General features: G+C 76.4%; 23 protein-coding genes. 14 read left to right on the top strand and 9 right to left on the bottom strand.

What is annotated here, in order from left to right; genetic code table 11:
• Positions 1-114: 114 nt before the first annotated feature.
• From ACQPYX_RS12585 to ACQPYX_RS12575, 3 genes are all read right to left on the bottom strand, one after another.
• Positions 115-1413, bottom strand: a complete 1299-nt coding sequence (locus ACQPYX_RS12585) for an FAD-dependent oxidoreductase (RefSeq protein ID WP_433803253.1) — start codon at positions 1411-1413, stop codon at positions 115-117.
• Positions 1414-1554: 141 nt separating this feature from the next.
• Entirely contained in the window at positions 1555-1755 is a 201-nt protein-coding gene (locus ACQPYX_RS12580; RefSeq protein ID WP_433803252.1) for a hypothetical protein, read from the bottom strand.
• Entirely contained in the window at positions 1752-2252 is a 501-nt protein-coding gene (locus tag ACQPYX_RS12575) for a MerR family transcriptional regulator (protein ID WP_433803251.1), read from the bottom strand. The genes ACQPYX_RS12580 and ACQPYX_RS12575 overlap by 4 nt, the downstream gene beginning before the upstream one ends.
• 254 nt (positions 2253-2506) lie before the next feature.
• Here ACQPYX_RS12575 and ACQPYX_RS12570 point away from each other — a divergent pair, with 254 nt between their 5' ends.
• Positions 2507-3982 carry a protein kinase domain-containing protein gene (locus tag ACQPYX_RS12570; RefSeq protein WP_433803250.1) on the top strand — a complete coding sequence of 492 codons (1476 nt, stop codon included), beginning with the start codon at positions 2507-2509 and terminating at the stop codon, positions 3980-3982.
• Here the strand turns inward: ACQPYX_RS12570 and ACQPYX_RS12565 are convergent, their stop codons facing one another.
• Entirely contained in the window at positions 3983-4261 is a 279-nt protein-coding gene (locus tag ACQPYX_RS12565) for an MSMEG_0570 family nitrogen starvation response protein (RefSeq protein WP_433803249.1), read from the bottom strand.
• A 46-nt stretch (positions 4262-4307) separates the two neighbouring features.
• Entirely contained in the window at positions 4308-4967 is a 660-nt protein-coding gene (locus ACQPYX_RS12560) for a thermonuclease family protein (RefSeq protein WP_433803248.1), read from the bottom strand.
• A 122-nt stretch (positions 4968-5089) separates the two neighbouring features.
• Between ACQPYX_RS12560 and ACQPYX_RS12555 the strand changes: the two genes are divergently transcribed.
• Positions 5090-6736 carry a dihydroxyacetone kinase family protein gene (locus ACQPYX_RS12555; RefSeq protein WP_433803247.1) on the top strand — a complete coding sequence of 549 codons (1647 nt, stop codon included), beginning with the start codon at positions 5090-5092 and terminating at the stop codon, positions 6734-6736.
• A 32-nt stretch (positions 6737-6768) separates the two neighbouring features.
• Here ACQPYX_RS12555 and ACQPYX_RS12550 read toward each other — a convergent pair whose 3' ends face one another.
• The gene (locus tag ACQPYX_RS12550) at positions 6769-8406 is read right to left on the bottom strand and encodes a Na+/H+ antiporter (protein WP_433803246.1); all 1638 of its coding nucleotides are present in this window, start codon (positions 8404-8406) and stop codon (positions 6769-6771) included.
• 44 nt (positions 8407-8450) lie between these two features.
• On the opposite strand from ACQPYX_RS12550, the gene ACQPYX_RS12545 reads away from it, so the two are divergent.
• Positions 8451-8975, top strand: coding sequence for a type II toxin-antitoxin system PemK/MazF family toxin (locus tag ACQPYX_RS12545; protein WP_433803245.1), 525 nt, complete (start codon positions 8451-8453; stop codon positions 8973-8975).
• 13 nt (positions 8976-8988) lie between these two features.
• Here ACQPYX_RS12545 and ACQPYX_RS12540 read toward each other — a convergent pair whose 3' ends face one another.
• Positions 8989-9981 carry an undecaprenyl-diphosphate phosphatase gene (locus ACQPYX_RS12540; RefSeq protein WP_433803244.1) on the bottom strand — a complete coding sequence of 331 codons (993 nt, stop codon included), beginning with the start codon at positions 9979-9981 and terminating at the stop codon, positions 8989-8991.
• A 206-nt stretch (positions 9982-10187) separates the two neighbouring features.
• On the opposite strand from ACQPYX_RS12540, the gene ACQPYX_RS12535 reads away from it, so the two are divergent.
• From ACQPYX_RS12535 to ACQPYX_RS12500, 8 genes are all read left to right on the top strand, one after another.
• Positions 10188-10814, top strand: coding sequence for a hypothetical protein (locus ACQPYX_RS12535; protein ID WP_433803243.1), 627 nt, complete (start codon positions 10188-10190; stop codon positions 10812-10814).
• 89 nt (positions 10815-10903) lie between these two features.
• Entirely contained in the window at positions 10904-12250 is a 1347-nt protein-coding gene (locus tag ACQPYX_RS12530; protein WP_433803242.1) for a hypothetical protein, read from the top strand.
• Positions 12247-13221: a glutamate ABC transporter substrate-binding protein gene (locus ACQPYX_RS12525; protein ID WP_433803241.1), complete on the top strand. Its 975-nt coding sequence runs from the start codon at positions 12247-12249 to the stop codon at positions 13219-13221. Before ACQPYX_RS12530 ends, ACQPYX_RS12525 begins: the two co-directional genes overlap by 4 nt.
• Positions 13222-13226: 5 nt before the next feature.
• Positions 13227-14456: a hypothetical protein gene (locus ACQPYX_RS12520; RefSeq protein ID WP_433803240.1), complete on the top strand. Its 1230-nt coding sequence runs from the start codon at positions 13227-13229 to the stop codon at positions 14454-14456.
• A complete protein-coding gene (locus ACQPYX_RS12515) occupies positions 14453-16711 on the top strand; it encodes a tetratricopeptide repeat protein (protein ID WP_433803239.1) in 2259 nt (752 codons plus the stop codon). The genes ACQPYX_RS12520 and ACQPYX_RS12515 overlap by 4 nt, the downstream gene beginning before the upstream one ends.
• Positions 16708-17904, top strand: coding sequence for a PP2C family protein-serine/threonine phosphatase (locus tag ACQPYX_RS12510; protein ID WP_433803238.1), 1197 nt, complete (start codon positions 16708-16710; stop codon positions 17902-17904). The genes ACQPYX_RS12515 and ACQPYX_RS12510 overlap by 4 nt, the downstream gene beginning before the upstream one ends.
• Positions 17901-19208, top strand: a complete 1308-nt coding sequence (locus ACQPYX_RS12505; protein WP_433803237.1) for a VWA domain-containing protein — start codon at positions 17901-17903, stop codon at positions 19206-19208. Before ACQPYX_RS12510 ends, ACQPYX_RS12505 begins: the two co-directional genes overlap by 4 nt.
• The gene (locus tag ACQPYX_RS12500) at positions 19205-19891 is read left to right on the top strand and encodes an FHA domain-containing protein (protein WP_433803236.1); all 687 of its coding nucleotides are present in this window, start codon (positions 19205-19207) and stop codon (positions 19889-19891) included. Before ACQPYX_RS12505 ends, ACQPYX_RS12500 begins: the two co-directional genes overlap by 4 nt.
• A 4-nt stretch (positions 19892-19895) precedes the next feature.
• Here ACQPYX_RS12500 and ACQPYX_RS12495 read toward each other — a convergent pair whose 3' ends face one another.
• Together ACQPYX_RS12495 and ACQPYX_RS12490 are read right to left on the bottom strand one after the other, a co-directional pair.
• Positions 19896-21089 carry a L,D-transpeptidase gene (locus ACQPYX_RS12495; RefSeq protein WP_433803235.1) on the bottom strand — a complete coding sequence of 398 codons (1194 nt, stop codon included), beginning with the start codon at positions 21087-21089 and terminating at the stop codon, positions 19896-19898.
• A 152-nt stretch (positions 21090-21241) separates the two neighbouring features.
• On the bottom strand, positions 21242-21454 hold the full coding sequence (locus ACQPYX_RS12490) for a DUF2795 domain-containing protein (RefSeq protein WP_433803234.1): 213 nt from the start codon (positions 21452-21454) through the stop codon (positions 21242-21244).
• A gap of 99 nt (positions 21455-21553) precedes the next feature.
• Here ACQPYX_RS12490 and ACQPYX_RS12485 point away from each other — a divergent pair, with 99 nt between their 5' ends.
• The 3 genes from ACQPYX_RS12485 (at position 21554) to ACQPYX_RS12475 (ending at position 24317) form a co-directional block, all read left to right on the top strand.
• Complete coding sequence (locus ACQPYX_RS12485) at positions 21554-22051, top strand: MerR family transcriptional regulator (RefSeq protein WP_433803233.1); 498 nt, start codon at positions 21554-21556, stop codon at positions 22049-22051.
• 100 nt (positions 22052-22151) lie between these two features.
• Positions 22152-22961 (top strand): SAM-dependent methyltransferase, encoded by an 810-nt coding sequence (locus tag ACQPYX_RS12480; protein ID WP_433803232.1) that lies wholly within the window; start codon positions 22152-22154, stop codon positions 22959-22961.
• Positions 22962-23078: 117 nt separating this feature from the next.
• On the top strand, positions 23079-24317 hold the full coding sequence (locus tag ACQPYX_RS12475; RefSeq protein WP_433803231.1) for a right-handed parallel beta-helix repeat-containing protein: 1239 nt from the start codon (positions 23079-23081) through the stop codon (positions 24315-24317).
• The last annotated feature ends 14 nt before the right edge of the window (positions 24318-24331 follow it).

Genomic DNA, 24331 nt, shown 5'->3' with positions numbered 1-24331 from the left:
GGCGGTCCCGAGGTCTTCTCTTCCCGGCGTACGCGGCGGTGGAAACGCCGGTGCCCTGCGACGATCGGAGATCCAGGCTAGTCCAGGACCCTGGAGCACCGATCGAGCGACAGTCTACGGGCGGGGCCCGGCGGCAGGTCCCGACGACGCGGTGACCGTCCGGTGAACGTCGGCGTCGCGCGTGCGGGCCCCGCTGCCGAACAGGCGCGAGGCGATCGGCCAGGAGGCGACGCGCAGGGCCACGGCGCGCAGTGCGGTGACCACGCGGTTGCCGGGCAGGAAGAAGTGGCGGGCGCGGCGGGCCGCGGTGCGGGCGGTCCGGGTGCCGGGGCGCCGCTCGGCCTCCCACGCCGCCAGCGCGGCCGGCACGTCCAGGCGCGCCCCGTCGTCGTCGGGGTCGTCGGGGACCCGCAGGTGCCGACCGAGCGCCTCGCCGCCGGCGAGCGCGAGCGCGGACCCGTGGCCGGAGTAGAGCGTGGGGCACCAGGCCGAGTCGCCGAGCAGGACCACGCGGCCGCTGCTCCAGCGCCGCAGCTGGATCTGGCCCACCGTGTCCGCGTGCGTGGTCCCGGCCTCGGCGACGAGGTCGAGGATCTCCGGCATCAGTCCGTCGAAGTCCCCGTAGACCGCCCGCAGCGCCTCCTCGGGGCGCGCGGCCGGGTCGGTCCCGGCGGCCTGCGCGAGATCGGCGCGGTAGGTGAAGAAGACGACGGGGTCGTGGCCCGCCATCGCCATGAGGTGCGCCGTGCGGCCCGGTTCGACGAGCACGACGTAGTCGCCCTCGACCAGGCGGCCGGGCAGCCGCGGCAGCACTGCGGAGATCACGACGTGGTCGAAGTCGTGCCGGAAGGCCGCCTCGGGGCCGAACACCATCTCGCGGACCGTCGAGCGGACCCCGTCCGCGCCGACGACGAGGTCCCAGCGCGTGCCCGCCCCGTCGAGGACGACCGTGCCGTCGTCGGCGACCGCGGTGGGTGCCGTGGCGAAGCGGACCTCGACCTCGTCGGGGAGACCCGCCCAGAGCGCGGCCTCGAGGTCGCCGCGGACGAGAGCGAGGCTGACGCCGTCCTCGACGAGGGCGGCGTCCACCCGCGAGGTGGTCCGACCGCGACCGTCGACACCGGTGATGATCCCGTCGGCGGGCAGCCGGCTGCGCAGTGACTCGTCGACGCCCAGCCGCTCGGCGGCCTCGACCCCCTCCGGCGCCAGCCGGACGAAGTAGCCGCCGGTGCGCCGGGCCGGGGCCCGCTCGCAGACGGTCACCCGCCAGCCCGCGCGGTGCAGCGACGTCGCGGCGGCGAGGCCGGCGATCCCGGCCCCGACGACGAGGGCGCGCGGCCGCGACGTGCCCGCCGGGACCTCGGCCGGGACCGCGAGCGGGGCGGCGGGCGCCGGTTCGTCGACGGTCGTCACGCTCCCGAGCGTAGGTGGCCCGGGCGGAGCACGCCGTCGGAAGCGACACGGGTCATCCGGTGCGGCCGGACCCCGGACGCACGAAGGCCCCCGGCCCACCGTCGGCGACGGCGGGGCGAGGGCCTCGCGAGGGCGGCGGGCTCAGATGCCCGCGGGCTCCCAGCGGACAAAGGTGCGGCAGTCGCACTGCGCGCAGTCCTGGGAGGCGTGGTAGTGCTCGTGGGACTCGCGGGGGTGCCTGCAGGTGCACAGGTCCACGAGCGGGATGCGGGCCAGCGACGGCGGCATCGGGCGGCGGAGCACGGCCGGGCGGTGGGTGCGGAGGGGATCGATGAGCTTCATGGCGAGGTGATGTCCGTGGAGGTCGCAGGGGTGGTCGACGAGCACACGCCGCCCGGGGACGAGGTCCCGGTGACGCGCGGGAGCCCGGGCACGCGGTTCACGTGCACGGACGACCCGGACCGGCTGGTGGTCCCGGTCCGTGCCTTCACTGCCTCGGCCGACTCCCGGCGCACCCGGGCCAGTTCCCGGCGGGTGCGGTCGAGCTCGGCCAGGGCGACGTCGCGCTCGCGCTCGACCTCGCCCACCCGGTCCTCCAGCGAGACGACCTTCCAGGCCGCGGTGAGGGTCAGCCCCTCGTCGAAGAGCGCGCGCACCCTGGCCGCGAGGGTCAGCTGCCGGCGTGTCCAACGCCGGTGCCCGCCCGCCGATCGCCGGGGGCGGAGCATCCGACCCGCGTCCAGACTGCGCAGGAATGCCGGTTGCACTCCGAGCACGTCCGCGGCCTGACCGGTGGTCAGGGCGGGTACGTCCTCGTCGTCGAGGCCCTCGGCGCCCACTGCTCGTCGCGTCCTTGCGGTCGTCCCCGGGTGGCCCGGGACTGCTTTCGATGCAGGTCACGACCGGCTCGACGCCGTGCGACCCGTGGGAAAGTTCTACTCGGGACTGCAACTTCTGTCAACGATTCAGACGGGTCGGTCACCCCGCGGGAACCGGCTCACATCTTCGGGCGAATTCTGCGGTGCGGATGGGCCGTCCGGGGTAACCGCCCGGGATGATGCCGTGGCGCGCGAGCGATGGGGGTTGACCCGGCATGACGACGGTGGGCGTTCCGACGTTGCCGACACGCCTGTCCGAACGCTATGCGCCCGGTCCGGTCCTCGGCCGCGGCGTCGGCTCGGTGGTGATCCGCGCGCACGACGCGCTGCTCGGCCGCGACGCGGCGGTGAAGATCTTCCGGGTCGAGTCCGACCCGCGCGCCGGCCGCGAGCTCAGCCTCCTCGCCCGGTTCGACCACCCCGGCCTCGTCCCGGTCTACGACGTCGAGGAGCACGACGGGCGTGCCTTCGTGGTCATGGCCCTGCTCGACGGCGGGTCCCTCGTCGACCGGCTCGCCGCCACCGACCGCCCCGACGGCGGACTGGGGCTCGCGGACGCGCTCCGGACGGCCGCCACCGTCGGCGGCGCCCTCGACCACCTGCACCGTGCCGGGGTCACCCACCGCGGCGTGACGCCGGCCAACGTCCTCTTCGACGCCGACGGCCGGGCCCACCTCGCCGACTTCGGCGTCGCGCTCGTCGCCGACGCGCCGCGCATCACCGACACCGGCCTCACCGTGGGCGCGGCCCCCTACCTCGCCCCCGAGCAGGTCCGGGGCGAGCCGGCCGGGGCGCCCGCGGACGTCTACGCGCTCGGCCTCGTGCTGATCGAGGCGCTGACCGGGCGCCGGGCCTTCCCCGGTGACCCGCTCTCCGCCGCGCAGGCCCGTCTCGACCGCGGGCCGGTGCTGCCCGACGGTCTCCCGGACGACCTGGCCGGGCTCCTCACCGCGATGACCGCGACCGACCCCGCCGACCGGCCCGACGCCGCGACCGCCTCGGGCGCGCTGCGCCGGGCCCTCGTCGCGGCCGAGCCACCGACGGCGTCGCTGCTCGCCACGCCCGGCGTGCTGGCGACGGGACCGGCCGTCAGCACCGGCGTGGGGTCCCTGGCCGTCGTCGGGGGTGCGCTCACCCGGCCCGGGCCGGGTCGGCCGGGCGTGCCGCGGGCGACGGGGACGCGCGGGGTGCTCGTGCTCGCCGGGCTCGCCGCGAGCGCCGTGCTCGCCGGGACGGTCGCGATCGCGTCGTCCGGCCCGGTCGCCGAGGTGTCCGCCGACGACCGGCCCAGCGTGGTCGCGGGCGGGGCCACCGTCGGGGTGCCCGAGTCGCCGGCGTTCGTCCTCCCTGCACCCCCGACCCCCGCCGAGCCGTCCGCGGAGGCGCCCACGACGCGCTCGTCCGAGTCCGCGAGCGCGGCACCCGTGCGCCGCACCGAGGCGTCCGCGCCGACCACCCGGTCGACCCGCTCGGAACCGACCCGCACCGCCGGGAGCACGCGCGAGACCGCGGACCGCGAGCCGAGCCGCACCGTCGAGGACGATCCGGCCGACGCGGCCGACGCCGCCGACGCCGCCGACGGAGCGACCGCCGACCAGGACCAGGCGCCGACCCGGCGCCCCGGTGCCGTCGGCGAGGTGCTGCAGGGGGTCGGCGGGCTGCTGGGCGGCGTGCTCGGCGGCGGCCGCTGATCAGCGCTCGATCGCCTCGACCACGACCTGACCGCCGGACTGCACGGCGAGTCGCGCCTCGATCCCGGCCAGCGAGGCGGCCGCCCGGCTGCAGGGGAAGCCGTACTTCGCGCGGACCCGCTCGCTCGCCTCGGTGAGCGCCTCGCGGCTCCGCCGCCCGAACTCCTCGAGCGGGTAGGCCGCGCCCTCCTGGAGATGCTCGGCCAGGACGAGCGACGGCGAGTAGACGCGCTGGGTGGTGCCGTCGGGCCAGCGCAGGCGCACGTGCATCTCGGGCATGGCGTCCATCGTCGCCGACCCCGACCGGCCCGTCGTCGGTCGGGGGTCAGGTCCCGGACGGGAACGGCTCGCCCGGCTGCGCGCGGCACGGTGCGCCCCAGATGCCCCGGTCGTCGGCCACGGCCTCGGACTGCTCCCGGGCGAACACCGGTGCGTACCAGAGCGGTCGGGACGTGTCGGCGGCGGCGACCCCGGCGAGGAGCGCGGCGTCGGTGTAGCTGAGCTGGGAGGGCAGCACGACGTAGGCGAGCCGGCGGCCGGCGTCGTCGCTCTCGGGGATCGTCGGGTCGGGCACCAGGGTCACCGTCTGCCCGGAGAGCGTGCGGTCGGCGAAGCGCAGCGCGTCGGCGGCCCCGCACTCCCCCGTGGTCCGTCGCGGCCCGGCCATCTCCGGGGCACTGATGCCGAGGACGGCGACGACCAGGTCGCGCTCACCGACCCGCACCACCACCTCGTCGCCGGAGTCGACCCGCACGACCTGCCCGAGCATCGTCGGGTGGGAGACCGCGGGCGCCGCGGAGACCGGTGAGGTCACGACGCTCGAGGGTCGGGGCCCGGCCGGGTCGGTCCCCCGCGGCGCGACGAGCAGCCCGACGCCGACGCCCACGGCGAGCAGGGCGAGGGCCGCCAGCCCCACGCGCAGTCGGGAGGGGCCGGGACGGACCGCCCGGTGCGCCCCCGTCGCGGGCCCGAACCGGTTCGCCATGGGCCTCCTCTCGCCGGGGACGGGTCCATTGCCGCTCTCCGCGCGCGCCACACCCGTCGGTTCGGGGGCAACCAGGTGAGCGCGCAGGCTGAACGGGTGATCCGTCCGGGTACCCCTGGACCGTGAAGAAGCTGATCAACGACGCCGGGGACGTGGTGCGCCAGGCGCTCGAGGGCGTGGTGCGCTCCACGCCGGGTGCGGCCCTCGTCGAAGGCACCACGGTGCTCGTCCGGACGGACCTGCCGACCGACCAGGTGGCGGTGCTCAGCGGCGGGGGGTCGGGCCACGAACCCGCCCACGCCGGGTACGTCGGCCCAGGGCACCTGGCCGGGGCGGTGTGCGGGGAGGTGTTCGCCTCGCCGTCGGCCGACGCGGTCCTCTCCGGGATCCGCGCGTTCCGCGACCACCCGGGCGTGCTGCTCGTCGTCATGAACTACACCGGCGACCGGCTCAACTTCGGGCTCGCCGCACAGCTCGCCCGCGCCGAGGGCATCCCGTGCGAGATGGTCACGGTCGCCGACGACGTGGCGCTCGACGCCGACGACGACGTCACCGCCGGCCGACGCGGGCTCGCGGGCACGGTGCTCGTCACGAAGGCGGCCGGAGCGGCCGCGGCGGACGGCGCGTCCCTGGAGGAGGTCACGCGCACGGCCCGCGAGGCCGCGGGGGCGACCGGCACCATGGGCGTCGCGCTCTCGGCGGCCACCGTCCCGACGGCGGGCGAGCCCGGCTTCGTCCTCGAGGCCGACCAGATCGAGATCGGCCTGGGCATCCACGGGGAGCAGGGCGTGCGGCGGGAGTCCCTGCGCCCGGCCGACGAGCTGGTCGACGAGGTGCTGGACACGATCTGCACCGACCGTGGTCTCGGCGACGGCGACCGGGTCGCGGTCCTGGTCAACGGCACCGGCGCGACCCCGCCGATGGAGCTGTCGATCCTGCTGCGCCGCGCGCTGGAGCACCTCGGGTCGCGCGGGATCACCGTCGAGCGGGCCTGGGCGGGGACGTTCCTGTCCTCGATCGACATGGCCGGCTTCTCGATCGCGGTCCTCGGGCTCGACGACGAGCGCCTCGCCCGGCTCGACGCCCCGGCGCGGTCCGCGGCGTGGCCCTCGGGGTCGGGGGTGGTGGCGGACGGGGTGCCGACCGTGCCCGACGCGTCGGAGGAGACGGGATCGGCGTCGTCCTCGGGGGTCGCGGCGCCGGACGGGATGCGGGCGGCCGTCGAGGCGGTGTGCACCGCGGTCCGGGAGGCCGAGCCGCACCTGACCGAGCTGGACACCGCGACCGGTGACGGCGACCTCGGCACCTCGCTCTCCCGCGGTGCGGCCGCCATCACCGACGACCTCGACTCCTACCGGTGGGAGGACGCGGTGGCGGTCCTGCAGGGGCTCGCCGCGACGCTGCGCCGGGCGATCGGCGGGACGTCGGGCCCGCTCTACGCGACGGGCCTGCTGCACGCCGCGGAGCACCTCGCCGACGGGGGGTCGTGGGCGACGGCGCTGCAGGCGGGCGCCGACGGCGTGTCCGACCTGGGCGGGGCGAGGGCCGGGGACCGCACGATGCTCGACGCGCTGCTGCCGGCGGCGTCGGCCCTCGCGTCGTCGGGATCGGTGTCCGACGCGCTCGCCGCCGCCCGGGAGGGTGCGGCGTCGACGGAGACGATGGCGCCGCGGCGGGGCCGCTCGTCCTACCTCGGCGACCGGGTGCACGGGCACCGGGACGCGGGGGCGGAGGCGGTCACGGTGTGGCTCGCTGCGCTCGCCACGTGAGCACTTTCCGTGGTCGGAGCCACGGAAAGTGCTCACAGGCCTCCGGCACCCAGCGTCCGAACGTCCAGCCGGCGCAGGACCCGGTCGGCGACCTCGGGGTCGACGCCGGGTTCGGCGCGGGCCGCCACCACCTCGCGCCGGGCGGCGGCGAGCGCCACCGCCTGCAGGCGCTGCCACTGCTCACGACGCCGCTGGAGGCGGGCCAGGCGTGCGGCGTAGTCGGCGTCGACGTCGTCGTCCTCGTCGCCCGGGCGCGGCGCGTCGTCGCCGGCGAGGGCGCGGCCGATGCGGGCGAACCGGCCGCGGATCGCGTCGAGGACCTGCCCGCCCTGCTCGTCGTCGATGCCCAGCGCATCCCGGTCGACGGCGGCGAGCTCGTCGAGGGCCGCCCGCCGGGCGCGGTCCGCGAGGCGGCGCTCGGCCTCGGCCGCCACGCCGTCGTCCTCCCGCAGCCCGAGCCGGCGGACCAGCCAGGGCAGCGTCAGGCCGGGTCCGACCAGGGTCACGACGAGCACGCTGCAGGCGATGATCACCAGCTCGGCCCGGTCGGGGAACGGGGAGCCGTCGTCGAGGGCGAGCGGGATCGCGAGCGCCAGGGCGAGGGTGGCGAGCCCCCGCATCCCGGCCCAGGTGAGCACCACGGTCTCCGCGGCCGTGGCCGGTGCGCGTTCCCCGCCGCGCCGGACCGCCGGGCCGGCGGAGGTCAGCCAGATCGTCGTCATCCACGCCGCCCGGACCCCGACGACGACGAGGCACACGATCCCGGCGTGCGCGAGGATCTCGCCGAGCGAGCGGTCGGCCTGCTCCACCACCGTGCGCAGCTCCAGCCCGATCAGGGCGAACGCCACGCCCGTCACGAGCATCTCGACGACGCTCCAGAACGACGCCGCGGCCAGGCGGGCCTCGGAGGCGTCGGCGTCGGCGTGCTGGCGCATCTGCAGCGCCGTGACCACCACGGCGATCACGCCCGACGCACCCAGCGCGTCGGCCGCGAGGTACACCGCGAACGGCAGGACGAGGGTGAGCCCGTTGCCGGCGACGACGTCGGTGAGCCGGTCGAGGAGCTGCCGCGCGAGCCACGCCGCCACCACCCCGAGCACCACCGCCACGACCGCGCCGGCCACGAACCGCAGCAGGATCGCGACCCCGCCGAGGTCGCCGCCCGCCGACGCGGCCGCGATCGCCGTGGTGAAGACGACGAGCGAGGTCGCGTCGTTGAACAGCCCCTCGCTCTGCAGGGTCGCGACCAGCCGGCGCGGGACCCGCAGCGGCCCCGCGACGGCCTCGACCGCGACCGGGTCGGGCGGGGCGACGGCGGCCCCCAGCGCGATGGCCGCCGCGACGGGCACCGCGGTCAGGGCCACGAGGGTGCCGGCCACCGCCGCCACGGTGGCCACCACGAGCCCGACGGCGAGGAACGCGATCGCCCGCCACCGCTGCCGGAACAGCGCCCACGACGTGCGCTGCGCCGTCGCGTAGAGCAGCGGCGGCAGGAACAGCGGCAGGATCAGCTCGGGGTCGATGTCCGGCGCGTCGATGCCGGGGACGAACGCCGCCGCCGCGCCGAGGAGCAGGAGCAGCACCGGCCACGGCAGCCGCAGCCGGTCACCCGCCCCGGCCAGCAGCACCGCGGCGAGCATCGCGCCGACGACCACGAGGAGCACGGTCACCTGCGGCAGTGTTCCCGACGACGGGTGCGGCATGCTGTGCGGTCATGGCCGGATTCGGGGACTTCGTGGGCAAGGCGCTGCAGGTCGGGCTGGACATGCTGACCTCCACCGACGAGAACGACTCGGGGCGCCGACAGCCCGCCGGCCCGCCCCCGCCGATGCCCGGCGGCGTGCGCACGGTGCCGTCCTCGGAGCGGGCCCGGCAGATCAGCTACGCCCCGGACCTCGACGGCGCGGCCGACCCCGGCGAGATCGTCTGGACCTGGGTGCCCTTCGAGGAGGACGCCTCGCAGGGCAAGGACCGCCCGGTGCTCGTCGTCGCCCGCGCCGCGGAGGCCGGTGAGCTGCTCGGCCTGATGCTCTCCTCGCAGGGACACCGCGCCGACGACGCGAACTGGCTGCCGATCGGCTCCGGGCCGTGGGACCGCGAGGGCCGGGACTCCTACGTCCGGCTCGACCGCGTGCTCGAGGTGCCCGAGCACGGCATCCGCCGCGAGGGTGCGGTCATGCCGCAGGACCGGTTCGACCGGGTGGCCGCGGAGCTGCGCTCGGCCTACGGCTGGCACTGAGCCGCCGTCGGGTTCAGGACAGGCTGAACCACGCGAGGCAGGCGGCCCCGGCGACGATGCAGTAGACGCCGAACGGGCGCATCGAGCGGTGCTCGAAGTAGCGGGTGAGGAACCGGACCGACACGTACGCCCCGACCCCGGAGAGCACCGACCCGAGCAGCACCTGCCCGCGGATGCCGTCGCCCGCCGGGCCGAACAGCTCGGGCAGCTTGAGCACGCCGGCCGCGAGGATCACCGGCGTCGCGAGGAGGAACGCGAAGCGGGCCGCGTCCTCGTGGGAGAGCCGGGAGAGCAGGCCCGCGCCGATCGTCGCGCCGGACCGGCTGATGCCGGGCAGCAGCGCCAGGATCTGGGCCGCGCCGATGAGGACGGCGGTCAGCAGCGGCAGGCGGGCGAGCCGGGAGTCGGCCTGCTCCTCGGCGGTCGGCGCCGCCGCGACCCCGACCGACCCGCCACGCAGCACCTGGGTGGGGGCGTCGAGCCGGACGGTCGGGGCGTCCAGGGACCGAGCCGGCGCGGCCGGCGCGGCCGGCGCCGTTGCGGCCCGCCGCCGCGCGAGCTGCTCCACCGCGATCAGCAGGATCCCGTTGGCCACGAGGAACGCGGCGGTGGGCACCGGCTTGGCGAGCAGGGTGCGGAAGAGCTGGTCGAGCACGAGGCCGGCGAGCCCGACCGGGATGGTCGCGAGGACCAGCATCCAGGCGAGGCGCTGGTCGTCGGTGGCGACGCGACGGTCGCGGACGCTCGTCACCAGACCGGTCAGGATCCGGACCCAGTCCCGCCAGAAGTACACGATCATCGCGAGCGCGGTCGCCACGTGCAGACCGACCACGAAGGCGAGATAGGGCGAATCCTTCGCCGTGACGTCGAGATCGCGCGCCCACGACCCGCCGATCACCGCCGGCAGCAGGATGGAATGGCCCAGACTGGACACCGGGAACAATTCGGCGACGCCCTGCAGCGCCCCGATCACCGCCGCTTCCAACCAGCTCAGGTGTGCCGACACGAATGACCTCTCACCTCGACGTCGTCGCCGCCGAGCCTAACGAGGAAAGAATTCGCAAACTCCCGGCAGGTGACACGGAAAGAAATCGGGGCCGACGTGCGGATCACGAATCGGTTGCTAATGTGCCCCGGTCGGATCACGGCCCGGTCACGCTCCCCCGCTCCCCACGCCCGGGCCGCCGTCGGAGAAAGAGGTGACCCCGCACCATGACCGCTGCCCTCGGCGCCCCGTCCCTCGGCGTCCACCCGGTGACCGCCGTGCTCGGTATCGCCGCCGGCGCCGTGGGCGCCGCCGCCCTCGGCGGGGTCGGGACCCACGCCGTGTCCGCCCCGTCGGTCGCGTCCGTCGCGACCGTCGCCGCCGACCTGCACCTGACCGCCGGGAGCACGCCGGCCCCCGCGACCGGCGGATCCGCCGCCGTCGCCCCGGTGACGGCGGACCCGACCTCGGCCGCCGCGACCGTGCCGGAACTGACCAAGGCCGCGGGACTGCAGGCGCAGGCGCAGAAGGTCGACGCCGCAATCGCCCGCTTCGAGTCGAAGATCGGCTCCACGAACTACGAGAACTGGTGCGAGCGGGCCGTGGAGAACGCGTTCGGCACGCAGGGGCACTACGCGAGCGCCATCCAGGACTGGGAGTCCCAGCAGCAGCACTCGGACTGGCGGCACGCCCCGCGCGGGGCGATGGTCTTCTACGACACCTCCTCCGACGGCCACGTCGCCCTCTCGCTGGGCGACGGCCGGGTGGTGTCCTCGAGCGCCCACCACCAGGTCGGCATCGTGCCGGTGGACTACTTCCAGCGCCCCCTCGGCTGGGCGTACGCGCCGTACTGAGCGGCCCCTCCCCGCCGTCTCGACGCGGTCGCGTCGTCGGACCCCTCGGTTAGGGTGATCGACACCACGACGGGAGGGGGTGGACGACGGTGAGCCTCACCGCGGAGACCCCCGTTCCCGACGCCGGGTCGTCCCCCTCCTGGCGGGCCCGCGCCGGCGAGCTCGTGGAGCTCGGCCGCACCACGCGCGTCGGCCAGCTCGCCCGCGCCGCCCTGGTCGCGCTCCTGCTCGTGCTGCTCGCCGGGGTGCTCGCGCTGGTCGCCGCGCTGCGGACCGCGGCGGCCGCCGACGACGTCGTCACCCGCAGCGGGCCGCTCACCGCGTCGGCCCAGGAGCTCTACCGCGCCCTCTCGGACGCCGACACGAGCGCCGGGCAGGGCTTCCTGTTGGGCGCCGACGAGCCGGCGACGCTGCGCCTGCGGTACCAGACCGACCTCGCGGCGGCGGGTCGCGCGCTCGCGGTGCTGGGGTCGGCGTCCACCGGGTCGGGCGCCGACGCGCCGGCGGTCACCACGCTCGCGCAGGGCATCCCCGCCTACACGGGGCTGGTGGAGACCGCCCGCGCCGTCGACCGCCAGGGCCTCACGTACGGCTCGGCCTACCTGCGCGAGGCGTCGGCGTTCCTGCGCGGCGCCCTGCTGCCGGCCGCCCAGCAGATCTACGACCTGCAGTCCGCCGCCCTGGCCGACGAGCAGGACGGGGCCGACGGCGGGGTGTGGACCCTGCTCGCGCTGGTCGCCCTGCTCGCCGCGCTCGCGGCGGTCTGGCGGCTGCACCGGCGCATCGCGCACACCACCCGGCGGCGGCTGACGCCCGGCGTGGCGCTGGCCGCCGGCGCCCTCGCCGTGCTCGGTGTCTGGGGCGTGCTCGCCCTCGGGGTCAGCGCGTACGCCACCGCGAGCTCCCGCGACGACGGGACCGGGCCGAACCGGGACCTGGTCGCCGCCCGGTTCGCGGTACTGCAGTCGCGCAGCGACGAGATCCTCACGCTCGTCGCGCGGTCCACCGGCGGGGCCTACGAACAGGACTACGTCCGGCGCAGCATCGCCCTCTACGGCTGGCAGGGCCTGCTCGACCGGGCACGCGCCGCGGCCGGCGACGGACCGGTCGCCGACGACGCGCTCACCGCCCAGGTCGCGGGTCGGCGCAGCATCACCGTGCACGAGCTGGTCCGCACGCTCGACGTGGCCGGGCAGTACGACCAGGCGGTCGCCCTCGCCCTCTCGCCCGGCGCGGACGGCGGGCAGGGGGCGGTGGCGCAGGTCCAGGACGCCCTGGACGCCGCAGTGGCCCGCACCGCCACCAGCGCCGCGGACGACGCGACCCTCGCCCGCGACGCCACCGTCCTGCTCCCGCTCGGCGTGGTGGTGCTGACCCTGCTGGCCGCGGGCGGGCTCGTCGCCGGCGTGTGGCCGCGGCTGCAGGAGTACCGGTGAGTGCGCCCGTCCGGCGCGCCGCGCTGCTCGTGGTGCTGCTCGCGCTGCTCGCGGCGTGCTCGACGACCCCGCCGCCCGCCCCGGTCGAGCCGGTCCGTCCCGTCCCCGCCGGCACCACCGTGGTCACCGGCCCCCCGCCCCCGGCCCGCGACACCAGCTGCGGCGACCCGCGCGTCAGCCTCACGCCCACGCCGCCACCGCCGCCCGGGGCGATGCCGGCCGGCTCCACGATGGCGGCGGTCGTCGCGCGCGGCGCCCTCATCGTCGGGGTCGACCAGGCCACGGTGCCGCTGAGCTACCGCGACCCGCGGACCGGGGTGCTCACCGGTCTCGACGTCGCCGTCGCGCGGGAGATGGCCCGCGCGATCCTGGGCGACCCCGACCGCGTGCGCTTCCGGATCGAGAGCGCCGCGCAACGCATCCCGAACCTGCTCGACGGCTCGGTCGACATGGTCGTGCAGGCCATGACGATCACCTGCGACCGCAAGCGGCAGGTCGGCATGTCGGCGCCCTACTACGAGGCGGCGCAGCGCCTCGTCGTGCCGCGCACCTCGCCGGTCACCGGGATCGCCGACCTCGGGGGGCGCCCGGTGTGCGCGCCGCTGGGCACCACCTCCATCGCCGCCCTGCAGACGAGCCGGGGGGCGAACGGGCGCCCGCCGATCGTCGTCGGGGTGCCGGAGAACAGCGACTGCCTCGTGCTGCTGCAGCAGGGTCAGGTCGACGCGGCCACGACGGACGACGCGATCCTCACCGGGTTCGCCCTGGAGGACCGCCGGCTGGAGGTCCGGGGGGCCGCGCTCGGGTCCGAGCCCTACGGCATCGCCGTCGCGCCCCAGCGCACCGACCTGCTCCGGTTCGTCAACGGCACGCTGGACCGGATGCGCGCGGACGGCACCCTCGCGGCGATCGCCACGTCCACCGTCGGGAACGCCGCCGCGGTCCCGACCGTCGCGGCCTACGCCGGGTGAGCGCGATGACCGGGACCGGCGCGCCGGACCGCGACCGGCTCGACGCCGACCTGGCGGCCGCCGAGGACGCGGTGGCGCGGGCGTCGACGGCCCTGGTGGACCTCGAGGCGCACCCGGGGCACGGCCTGCTCGTCGCCGGCGGGTTCGCCGGGGTCTCGGCGCGGCGGCGGGAGGAGGCGCTCGCGACGATCGCCGACCTGCACCGCGACCTCGCGCTCTACCGGCGGGCGGTCGCTGCGGCCCGCGACGCGCGCGGCACCCGGTCCCGCCCCTCGCCCGACGAGCTGGCGGCCGCGGACGAGGCGCTGCACGGGGAGACGGTGGTGGCCGCCGAGGAGGTGGTGCCCCTGCAGCGCCGCGGACTGCTCGGGGCGACCTCGCACGTGACCCGCACCAGCGCCCCGGCCCTGCTGGCCCGGATGACGGCCGGGTTCGACGCCGTCACCGCGGTGGTCGCCGCGGTGGCCACCGTGTGGGACGCCGTCGCGGCCCGGCTAGGCCCCGTCCTGGACACGCTCGACGACCTGCGCCGCGACGTCGTGACCGCGGACGCCCCGGAGCCCGCCGCCGAGCTCGACCGGTGCGCCGCACGGATCGACGCCCTGCGTACCGCCGTGCTCACCGACCCGCTCGCCCACACCGGGACCACCGAGCCGGTCGACGCGGCGGAGCTCGCCCGCATCGCCGAGGCGCTGTCGGGCGTCCGTACCGCCCTCGACGGCGTCCGGGCCCTGCACGCGGGGCTGGACCGCCGCGTCGCCGAGCTCACCGCGGCCGTCGACGCGCTGGCGGGGCAGGAGGCGGCCGCCGTGGAGGTCGCCGAGCAGGTCGCCCGGCTGATCACCGCTGCCCCGGGCCTGCCGGTCCCCACGCGGCGCGCACCGCAGCTGCGGGCCGCCCTGCGCGCCGCGCACGACGACGCGCGGGCCGGCCGGTGGACGGCGGCGGTCGCCGCGTTCGCCGCCGTCGCCGCGGGCGTCGAGACCGCGCAGAAGGCGGCGGCGACCGACCGGGACGTGCTCGCGGGCCTGCTCGACCGCCGCGCGGAGCTGCGCGGGCGGCTCGGGGCGCTGCGGGCCAAGGCGTCCGCCCGCGGGCGCAGCGAGGACCTCGCCCTCGACGCGCTGCACACCCGGGCCCACGAGCTGCTGTGGACCGCGCCGTGCGACCTCCCGGCGGCCACCGTGGCGGTGCGGGCCTACCAGCGGGCCCTCGAGGACGGGGCGGCGTCGTGACCGGCGCGCCCCCGGTCGCGTGCGTCCGGCCCGGCTGCGACGGCACGCTGGAGGACGACGGCTTCTGCGACACGTGCGGCCGCGCCGCGCCCGCCCCCACGTCCCCGCCCGCGTCGGCCGCCGCCGGTCCCACGACGGCCGCGGCCGGTCCCGCGACCGCGACGTCCGGGCCGTCGTCCGGTCCTGCCACCGCGGCGGCCGGCGGGTCGGGCGCCACGGCGTCGGGTCGCGGCGATCCGGAGGAGCCCGGATCGGGACGCGGCTCCGGGCGGGGCTCCGGGCGGGGCTCGGGGCGGACCCGCTCGGGGTCGGGTCGGCGCCGGATCGGGGCGGGCCTCGTCGCGATCGACCCGGAACCGGCCGCCGACCCGGCGGACGCGGTGATGCCCGACCCCGAGGTGCCGGAGCGGAGCCGGTACTGCGGGGCGTGCGACGCACCGGTCGGGCGCGGACGCGACGGGCGACCCGGACGCACCGAGGGGTTCTGCCCCCAGTGCGGCACCCGCTTCTCGTTCACCCCCGGCCTCGCCGCCGGCGACCTCGTCGGCGGCCAGTACGAGGTGCTCGGCTGCCTCGCGCACGGCGGGCTGGGCTGGATCTACCTGGCCCTCGACCGCAAGGTCCGCGACCGGTGGGTGGTGCTCAAGGGTCTGCTGAACACCGGCGACGCCGCCGCCCTCGCGGCCGCCGACGCCGAGCAGGGCTTCCTGGCGCAACTGGTGCACCCGCGCATCGTCCGGATCTACAACGTGGTGGCGGACGGGGACGCGACCTACATCGTCATGGAGTACGTCGGCGGTCGGTCGCTCAGGGCGATGCGCGACCCGCGGGAGCCGATGGACCCCGAGCACGCGCTGGCCTACGTCCTCGAGGTCCTGCCGGCGCTCGCCCACATGCACGAGCGCGGCCTGCTCTACTGCGACTTCAAGCCCGACAACGTGGTGCAGACCGACACCGACGTCACCCTGATCGACCTCGGCGCCGTCCGTCGGATCGACGACCCGGGCGGCGACGTGTGGGGCACCGTCGGCTACCAGGCCCCGGAGATCGGGCCGGACGCCGCCGGGCCGTCGGTCGCCTCGGACGTCTACACCGTCGGCCGGACCCTCGCGGTGCTCGTCGCGAACTTCGACTTCCACGGCGCCATGCGCGACGTGCTGCCGCTGCCCGAGGACGCCCCGGCCCTGCAGCACGAGCCGCTGCGGCGACTCCTCGACCGGGCCACCGCGCTCGAGCCCGCGGCCCGCTTCCCCGACGTCGAGACCCTCGCCGACCAGACGGTGGGGGTGCTGCGCCAGCTGACCTCCGTGCACACCGCCCCGCCGCCGCGGCTGTCGACGATGTTCGCGGCCCCGCCGGCCGCGGTGGGCGTCGACGCCCCGGCCGGTCCCGAGGAGCTCGCGGCCGCGCTGCCCCCGCCGCTGCCCGACCCCGACGACCCCGCCACCCCCGAGCTGGTCGCCGCCACCGCCCAGGGTCCGCGGGCGGTGCTCGCGGCCGTGTCGACGGCGGGCGCGCTCGACACCGACCAGGCCCGGCTCGCGGCGGTGACGGCGCACCTGGACGCGGGCGAGGCCGGGGCGGCGGGCCGCGCGCTGGAGCAGCACGCGGTGCCCGGGGAGTGGACCTGGACGTGGCTGCGGGCCCGCCACGCCGCCGCCACCGGCGCCGCCGAGGTCGCCGCCCGGCTCGCCGACGAGGTCGCGGACGCGGTCCCGGGGGAACTGGCGCCGACGTTCGCGCTCGCCGTCCTCGGCGAGCACCGGGCCGACGACGACACGGTCGAGCGGTTCGAACGCATCTGGCGGACCGACCGCACGTGGACCGGTGCGGCGTTCGCGCTGGCCCGGCTGCGCGTGGGCCGCGGCGACCGCGCGGGGGCCGTGGCGGTCCTCGACGAGGTGCCACCGACGTCGGTGCACGCCCCCGACGCGCGCGTCGCGGCCGTCCGGGTGCTCCTCGGCGCGCCGCGTCTGACACGCTCGACGGTCATGGAGGCGGGAGCGCGCGCGGCGGAGGTCGACCTGGACCCGTTGCGCGCCGCCACGCTGCAGACCGAGGTGCTCGAGGCCTACCGCGGGCTCGACGACGCCGGGACCGACGGCACCCTGTTCGGCTGCGCCCTCGACGACCACGCGCTCGGGCTCGCGCTCGAGGAGCGCTACCGGTTGCGGGCGCGGTTCGCCCGCACGACGACGGAGCGGTTCGCGCTGGTCGACGCGGCCAACGACGCCCGCCCGTGGACCGCGCGATGACGGCGGCGGACCAGCACCCCTCCACCGCCGCCGAGAACGGCCGCGGAGCGGTCTGCGGGGTGTGCGGCGAGGCCGGCGAGCCGGGCGACCGCTTCTGCGAGGGCTGCGGGTCGGCCCTCCCGGAGACCGCGGGACCGCCGACCGAACGGCGACCCGGCACCCGGGCCCGGCCGGTGACGGCGCGGGTCGGGTCGGTCGGCGGGGGGCCGGAGCCGGGGGACGACGACGGACGGTCGCCGACGACCGCGGACGAGACGCCGGACGCGGCGTGCGGGGAGGGCACCATCGCCGACGCAGCAGCCGAGCGGGCACCCGGGGACGACGGGGCCTCCGGGGACGACCTCGCGGACGGCACGGTCCCCGAGCACGCCCGGGAGCACGCCGAGCACGCCGTCCCGGGCGCCGCGGCGATCACCGACCTCGGCCGGGTCCGGGCCGCGAACGAGGACGCCTACGGCCTCGCCCGGCTCCCCCTGGCCGGCGACGCCGGGGAGCTCGTCGTCGGGGTGGTGTGCGACGGCGTGGCCTCCGTCCCGGGCAGCGAGCGCGCCTCGCTGGCCGCCTGCGCCGCGGTGCTGGACGCCGCGCACGACGCGCTCGCCCACCCCGACGTCGACGACCCAGATCTCAGCGGGACCGGCGGGGTCGACCTCACCGAGCTCGCCCACGTGTGCGCGGACGCCGCGACCGACGCGGTGACCGCGCTGGCGGCCGGCCGGGACGCGCCCGCCTGCACCTACGTCTCAGCGCTCGTGGTCGACGAGATCCTCGTGATCAGCTGGATCGGTGACAGCCGCGCCTACTGGCTCGTGCCGGACGACCCGGAGGAGTCGGTGGTGTTGACCACCGACGACTCGTGGGCGGCCGAGGCGGTGGCGATCGGGCTGCTCGACGCCGAGGCGGCCTACGCCGACCCCCGCGCGCACGCGATCACCCGCTGGGTCGCGGCGGACGGCCCGCCCGGTCCCGCGCACGTCGTGGCGCACGCGGCCGACCGTCCCGGCGTGGTGCTGATCTGCAGCGACGGGCTCTGGAACCACGTCCCGGTGCCCGCCGACCTCGCGCGGCTGGTGGCCGACCGCCCGGCCGACACGGCCACCGCGATGCTGCACGCCGCCCTCGACGACGGCGGCACCGACAACACCACGCTGGTGGTCGTGGACGTGACCCTGCCGGAGCGGGAGACGCCGTGACCGGGGCGCGCTTCACCCTCGAGGCGTTCCACGAGCCGCACCTGCCCGCGGGTGGGCGGGACGTGGACGTGATCGTGTCGGTGACGGCGACGGACACGACCGGGGCCGGGACCACGGCGGACGCCGCCGTGGTCGTCCTGATCGACTGCTCGGGGTCGATGGGCGACCCCTCGACGAAGATCGCGGCCGCCCGCCGGGCCACCCGCGCGGCCGTCGACGCCCTGCCCGATGGGGTGCTGCTCGCGATCGTGGCCGGGCGGCACACGGCACGGATGGTGTTCCCCGCCGCCGAGCGCATGGTGGTGCTCGACCGGACGTCGCGGCAGCACGCGCACGCCGCCGTGGAGACACTGACACCCTCCGGCGGGACGGCCATCGGCACGTGGCTCACGCTCGCGCAGCGCCTGCTCGCCCCGCACGCCCGCCGGCTGCGCCACGCCGTGCTGCTCACCGACGGCCGCGACGAGCACGAGACCCCCGAGGACCTCGCCGCCGCGCTGGCGGCGTGCGCGGGGGCATTCACCTGCGACGCGCGCGGGATCGGGACCGACTGGGTGGTGGACGAGGTCCGCGGGATCGCGAGCGCGCTCCTCGGCACCGCCGACATCGTCGCGGAACCCGAGCACCTCGCCGCCGACTTCTCCGCGATCGTGGAGCGCACGATGGGCCGGGGCCAGGGCGACGTCGCCCTGCGGGTGTGGGCGCCCCGCGGGGCCGAGGTCCGCGCGGTCAAGCAGGTCTCCCCCACCCTCGAGGACCTCACCGACCGCCGGACGGCCGACCCGGCGAAGCCACTCGTCGGGCTCTACCCCCTGGGCTCGTGGGGCGACGAGACCCGCGAGTACCACGTCCGCATCGCGCTCGAGCCGCTCGCCGTCGGCGAGGAGGTCCTGGCGGCCCGCGTGGCGGTCGTCGTCCCGGCGGCGGACCCCGGCGCGCCCGGGGCGCCGGCGGCGGAGACCCGGGTGCCGGTCACCTGGACCGGCGACCCGGCGCTCGCCACGCGCCTGAACCCCCGGGTCGCGCACTACACCGGGCAGGCCGAGCTCGCGGAGGCCGTCCGGGAGGGGCTGGACGCCCGCCGGAGCGGGGACGTCCCGACGGCGACGGCCCGGCTGGGCCGGGCGGTGGCGCTGGCCGCGGCGTCGGGGAACACCGAGACGTCGACCCTGCTCGAGGCGGTCGTCGAGGTCGAGGACCCGGCGACGGGACGGGTCCGACTGCGTCGCACGGTCACCGCGGCCGACGAGATGACCCTCGACGTGCGGTCCACGCGCACCGCCCGGGTCCGGGAGGACGGGTGAGCGCCACCTGCCGCCACGGCCACGTCTCGGACACCACCGACTTCTGCGACGAGTGCGGTGTGCCGATCGGACCGGGCGTGAGCGGGGCGGCGGCCGGAGCGGAGCCGGCCGGGGAGGGCCCGGTCGAGGTGTGCCCGCGGTGCGGCACCCCGCGGGACGGGCGGTTCTGCGAGGAGGACGGGTACGACTTCGTCGTCCAGGGCGGGGCCGCCGCCTCCGCCGCCCCCGCCGCACCCGCCATCGGGGACCCGCCGCACCCGCCGTCGGGGACGGCGCCCTGGACGGTGACCGTCGAGGCCGACCGCCGCTACTACGAGACCGTCGTGGCGCGGGAGGGCCCCGACATCGCCGCGGTGACCTTCCCGACCTACTACCCCCGCGCCGAGCTCGCGCTGGGCGGTGCGGAGGTGCGGATCGGACGGCGCCGCGTCAACGGCACCACCCCGCCGCCGCAGATCGACCTCGCCGGACCACCGCTCGATCCCGGGGTGTCGCACCTGCACGCCGTGCTGCTGCCGCTGCCCGACGCCGACGGCTGGTCGGTGCTCGACCCCGGCTCGACCAACGGCACCACGATCAACTACGCCGACGACCCGATCGCGCTCGACACCGTGGTCCCGTTGCGCGCAGGCGACCGGGTGCACGTCGGGGCCTTCACGACGCTCGTGATCGGCCGCGGCTGAGCGCTCAGGTCGTCCCGGCCTGCCACTGCGCGAAGGGCATCTCCCAGTCGCCCCAGCGGTCCCAGATCGGCAGGGCCGGACCGCCGGAGTTGGTGACCTCGACGACGTCGCCGATCCCGAAGTGGTCGTAGAACCACTGGGCGTCGGCGGGGCTGAGGTTGACGCAGCCGTTCGAGACGTTCGCGTTGCCCTGCTCGCCGACCGACCACGGCGCGGAGTGCACGAACTCGCCGTCGTTGGAGATGCGCTCGTCGAGCTGCACGGTCTCCTTGTAGTACCCGGGCTGGCCGGGCATGACCCCGAAGGTCGCGGAGTCCATGACGACGCTGGGCTGCTTGTCGGAGATGACGTGCGGCCCGGTGTGGGTCGGGAATCTCTGGCCGCCCAGGCTGATCTTCATCGTCTTCACGAGCGCGCCGTTGTCGAAGATCTGCATCTGCTCGCTCGCGCCGTCCGCCTTCGCGATCCAGGCGTCGTGGACGTGGAAGGTCTCGTGGAGATCCCGGGCCCCGAACGCGCCGCCGCCGAGGTCGGTGCCGTAGAGCTTGCCGTCCAGCCGGACGGTGCTGCCGGCCTTCCAGTACTCCGCGGGGCGGTAGTCCACCTGGGTGGCGGAGATCCAGTGCCAGGCGCCGGTCTGGGGCGGCGTCGAGGTGACGGTCAGGGCCTTCTCGGCCGCGTCCTTGTCCGACACGGCGTGACTGAACGTCACCGCGATCGGCTGGCCGACGCCGACGTCGGTCGTGCCCGGGTCGACCGCGGCGGTGTCGGTCTGCTTCGGGTCGAGCGTGGAGACGGTCGACTGCAGGTGGGTCGGAGCGCCCTGGGGGGAGACCGCGTCGGTGACGACGGTGTAGGTCCGGCCGTACGCGAGGGGCTCGGTGGTGGTCCACGTCGTGCCGTCGGCGTCGGTGCTCCCGGTGACCTGGTCGCCCGCCGGGTTCGTCATCCGCACCGAGGTGAGCCGCCCGCCGTCCGCGTGCACGCGGATCGGGGTGGCCGGGTTCACGGCGACCGCCGGGTCGACGGTGACCCGCGGGCCGGGCGGCAGCGCCGGGGCGGCGGACGCCGCGGGCGAGGCCCCACCCGTCCCCGACGCGCCCGCGGAGGAACAGGCCGTGAGCGCGGCGACGAGGACGAGGAACGTGGTCAGCAGTGCGCCGCGGGCACGTCCACCCCTCGGATCGGTCCCCTGCACGTCCGCCCCTCACTTCCCCGGCGCGAGGTACGCCGGGCTCCACAGTGGCACACCACCCCGGGGGCACGGGTGATCGCCCCGACCTGTTTTCGCAGGTTGAGCGCCTGATTCGTGCCCGGATGGGGGCCCGGCGTGCGGTTCGCGCGGTACGTCTACAGGGGTCGGCGCGCGCCGAGGTGGGCCGGCGTGGACGAGAGAGCCACGACGATGTCGTAGACGTCGGTGTACTCGCGATCGGGGAGCTGGGCGATCTTGCGACGCATCAGGGGGTCGACGCCGTGGTCCTCGGCGGCCGCCGCGATCTCGTCCCGCCCGAGCGGGAACGCGACGTCGCCCAGGACGGCGGCGAAGGCGGAGGCTCTCACGCCCTCCACTGATACCGGCGGTAACAGGTACTCGTCAACGTGGCCACATCCGCTCCCCCGCTGGCTTCGAGTGCACTCGAAGTCGTAGCGTCGGTGTTCGTGACGAGCACGCTGGAGCACCCCCACCCGGCCACCCGCCTGCGGAGCGTCCTCGAGTCGGCGGCCGCCGAGGACGGCACGCTGCCACCGCTGGACCAGGCCCTGGTCCGGGCGATGGCGCTGCCCGACGACCTGCCGGAGACGCTCGGCATCGCCGAGGTCGCCGAGCTGACGGGCATCACCGCGCACACGTTGCGTTACTACGAGCGCATCGGGCTCGTGACCGTCGCCCGCGACGCGGCCGGCCGCCGCACCTACGACCGTCCCGCGCTCGGCCGCGTCATGTTCGTCACCTGGTTGCGCCTCTCGGGCATGCCGATCGCCACCGTGACGCGCTACGTCGAGCTGGCCCAGGAGGGCCCGCACACCTCGGACGCCCGGCTCGACCTGCTCCTCGAGCACCGCGCCGCCGTCGTGTCGCACCTGCGGGACCTCCAGACCGCCCTCGCCGTCGTCGACTACAAGATCACCACCTACGGAGGCTCGTGCGGGAGCTGAGCAGGACCGGCACCGGGTATTGCTCCTCGGGCAGGGTGTCGTGTTACACCCTGATGGCCTAGAACAATGGGCCGATAAGCGGTATGACCCGGGGGTGGGGATGGAGCGGATCGAGGCCGATCTGACGGCGACCGACGACCTGGCCGCGATGGAGGCCCCGAACCTGGCGCGCGCGACGAACTACCTCGTCGGGGGCGGCGCCAACTTCGCCGCCGACCGGGCGGCGGTGAACGCCCTCCTCGCGATGGACCCCGACGTGGGACTGCGCTTCCTCGCCTCCCGGGCCTTCGTCGCGCGGGCCGTGCGGGCCGCCTCCGAGCAGGGCCTCGACCAGTTCCTGGACCTCGGCTCCGGCATCCCCTCCCCCGGCGGCCTGCACACGCTCGTCGGTCCCGCCGGTGCGCGGGTGGTCTACGTCGACGTCGACCCCGTCGCGATCGCGCACACGTGCGAGCTGCTCGTCGACCAGAAGGAGGCCGACCGCACGGCAGCCGTCCGTGCCGACCTCCGCGAACCGGAGCACGTGCTCGACCGGGCCCGCGGCACGGACCTGATCGTCCTGGACCGCCCGGTCGTCCTCGTGTGCAACGCCGTGCTGCAGTGGCTCGCCGACAGCGACGCCGACCAGCTCGCGGACGTCCTCGAGCGCTACCGCACGGCGCTGGCGCCGGGCAGCCTGCTCGTGCTGTCCGTGGCGCACCCGGACCTGCTCGAGGGCGACGAGCTGGTGGAGCGACCGCCGACGATCGAGGCCGTCGTCGCCCCGCTCCGCCTGCGCAGCCGCCCCGAGCTCGTCCGGATGCTCGGCCGCTGGGAGGTGCAGCCGCCGGGGATCGTCGACGTCGTCGACTGGCCCGTCGCCTCGGACACCGACCCCGCCGGCTTCTACGCGGTGTACGCCACGCGGTGATCAGTCCGGCCCTCGTCCGGGTCCCGGATCACCCCATCGTGTAGGCGCGGCCCCGCGTCCGTCACGAGCAGACTTCGCGCCGCGACCCGACCGGGCCGCACGGGGACGCGGGGGGCGATGGCGATGCGGGCTGGGCGGTTCCGGACGGCGGTGCTGGCGGGGGCGGTGGGGATCGCCTGCGCCGTGACGACGGCGGGAGTGGCGACGGCCGCCGCACCCGCCCCCGCACCGGCGGGCGCGACGGTGGTGGGGACGAAGACCGCCCGCTGCCCGGCGACGGTCGCGACGATCCAGGCGGCCGTGACCGCCGCGACGCCCGGCTCGACGATCTTCGTGTGCGCGGGGACGTACCGCGAGCGCGTGACGATCGACAAGCCGGTGCGGCTGCTCGGGGCCCAGGCCGGCCGGGACGCGCGGGCCGGGCGGACGAGCGCGGCGGACGAGTCGGTGGTCACCGGGTCGACGGGCGCGGGCTTCGAGGTCGGCGCGGTGAACGGCGTCGTGATCGACGGGTTCACGATCACCGGCAACACCGGCAACGGGATCGACGCCTTCCAGCGAGGCTCCGGGTTCTCCTTCGTGAACAACGTGATCACCGGCAACGCCAACGGCATGAACGTCAGCTCGGCGGGTCCGGCGCCCTCGACGATCGCCCGGAACCGGTTCGCGGCGAACAACGCCGTGCCCGACCCGGAGGGCGGCACGGGCGTGCTCATCACGTCCGGGCCCGGCAACGCGCTGACGATCTCCGACAACCTGTTCACCGGACACCAGATCGCCGCGGTGAACTCGATCGGCGACGACTCGAACCGGTCGACGGGGCTCGTCATCCGGGACAACCGCAGCGTCGACGACGGCAATCTCGCTGTGATCAACAACGCGAACGGGGCACTGGTCACCCGCAACATCGCGACGAAGTCCGCGACCGCGATCGGCGGCACGGGCATCTTCATCGTCGGGAACACCGACCGGCTGACCGTCAGCCGGAACATCCTGACCGGCGGCACGGGGAACGGACTCTCGTCGAACGGAGCCTTCCCGTTCAAGGCGGCCCCGAGCACGAACCTGCTGATCGACACCAACACGATCCGCGGTCGCACGGGCACCGGCATCCTGATCAACGAGGGGTCCGGCACCGTCGTCGGGAACGTCGTCACCGCCTCCGGCGCGAACGGCGTCGCGGCGGCCGCCACGGCGACGGGCGTGACCTTCGAGCGCAACGTGGCGACGGGCAGCGTCGGGAAGGACTGCGCCGACGCCTCGACGGGCGCCGGGACCCGGGGCACGGCGAACACCTGGACCCGCAACGTCGGGCAGACCGCCACGCCGACCGGGCTGTGCATCCCCGGGCGGTGACCACCTGTGAGCAC

Source organism: Actinomycetospora sp. CA-084318 (assembly GCF_050955885.1).
Taxonomy (GTDB): Bacteria; Actinomycetota; Actinomycetes; order Mycobacteriales; family Pseudonocardiaceae; genus Actinomycetospora.
The sequence above is the reverse complement of the archived record's forward strand: the minus strand, read 5'-3'. Positions and strand labels throughout refer to the sequence as shown.

Excerpts from the sequence above, each read along its gene's own strand:
- ACQPYX_RS12480 (WP_433803232.1), top strand. The coding sequence starts at position 22,152 with ATGGAGCGGATCGAGGCCGATCTGACGGCGACCGACGACCTGGCCGCG.
- ACQPYX_RS12510 (WP_433803238.1), top strand. The coding sequence starts at position 16,708 with ATGACGGCGGCGGACCAGCACCCCTCCACCGCCGCCGAGAACGGCCGC.
- ACQPYX_RS12475 (WP_433803231.1), top strand. The coding sequence starts at position 23,079 with ATGGCGATGCGGGCTGGGCGGTTCCGGACGGCGGTGCTGGCGGGGGCG.
- ACQPYX_RS12565 (WP_433803249.1), bottom strand. The coding sequence starts at position 4,261 with ATGCCCGAGATGCACGTGCGCCTGCGCTGGCCCGACGGCACCACCCAG.
- ACQPYX_RS12535 (WP_433803243.1), top strand. The coding sequence starts at position 10,188 with ATGACCGCTGCCCTCGGCGCCCCGTCCCTCGGCGTCCACCCGGTGACC.
- ACQPYX_RS12560 (WP_433803248.1), bottom strand. The coding sequence starts at position 4,967 with ATGGCGAACCGGTTCGGGCCCGCGACGGGGGCGCACCGGGCGGTCCGT.
- ACQPYX_RS12520 (WP_433803240.1), top strand. The coding sequence starts at position 13,227 with ATGACCGGGACCGGCGCGCCGGACCGCGACCGGCTCGACGCCGACCTG.
- ACQPYX_RS12570 (WP_433803250.1), top strand. The coding sequence starts at position 2,507 with ATGACGACGGTGGGCGTTCCGACGTTGCCGACACGCCTGTCCGAACGC.
- ACQPYX_RS12545 (WP_433803245.1), top strand. The coding sequence starts at position 8,451 with ATGGCCGGATTCGGGGACTTCGTGGGCAAGGCGCTGCAGGTCGGGCTG.
- ACQPYX_RS12580 (WP_433803252.1), bottom strand. The coding sequence starts at position 1,755 with ATGAAGCTCATCGATCCCCTCCGCACCCACCGCCCGGCCGTGCTCCGC.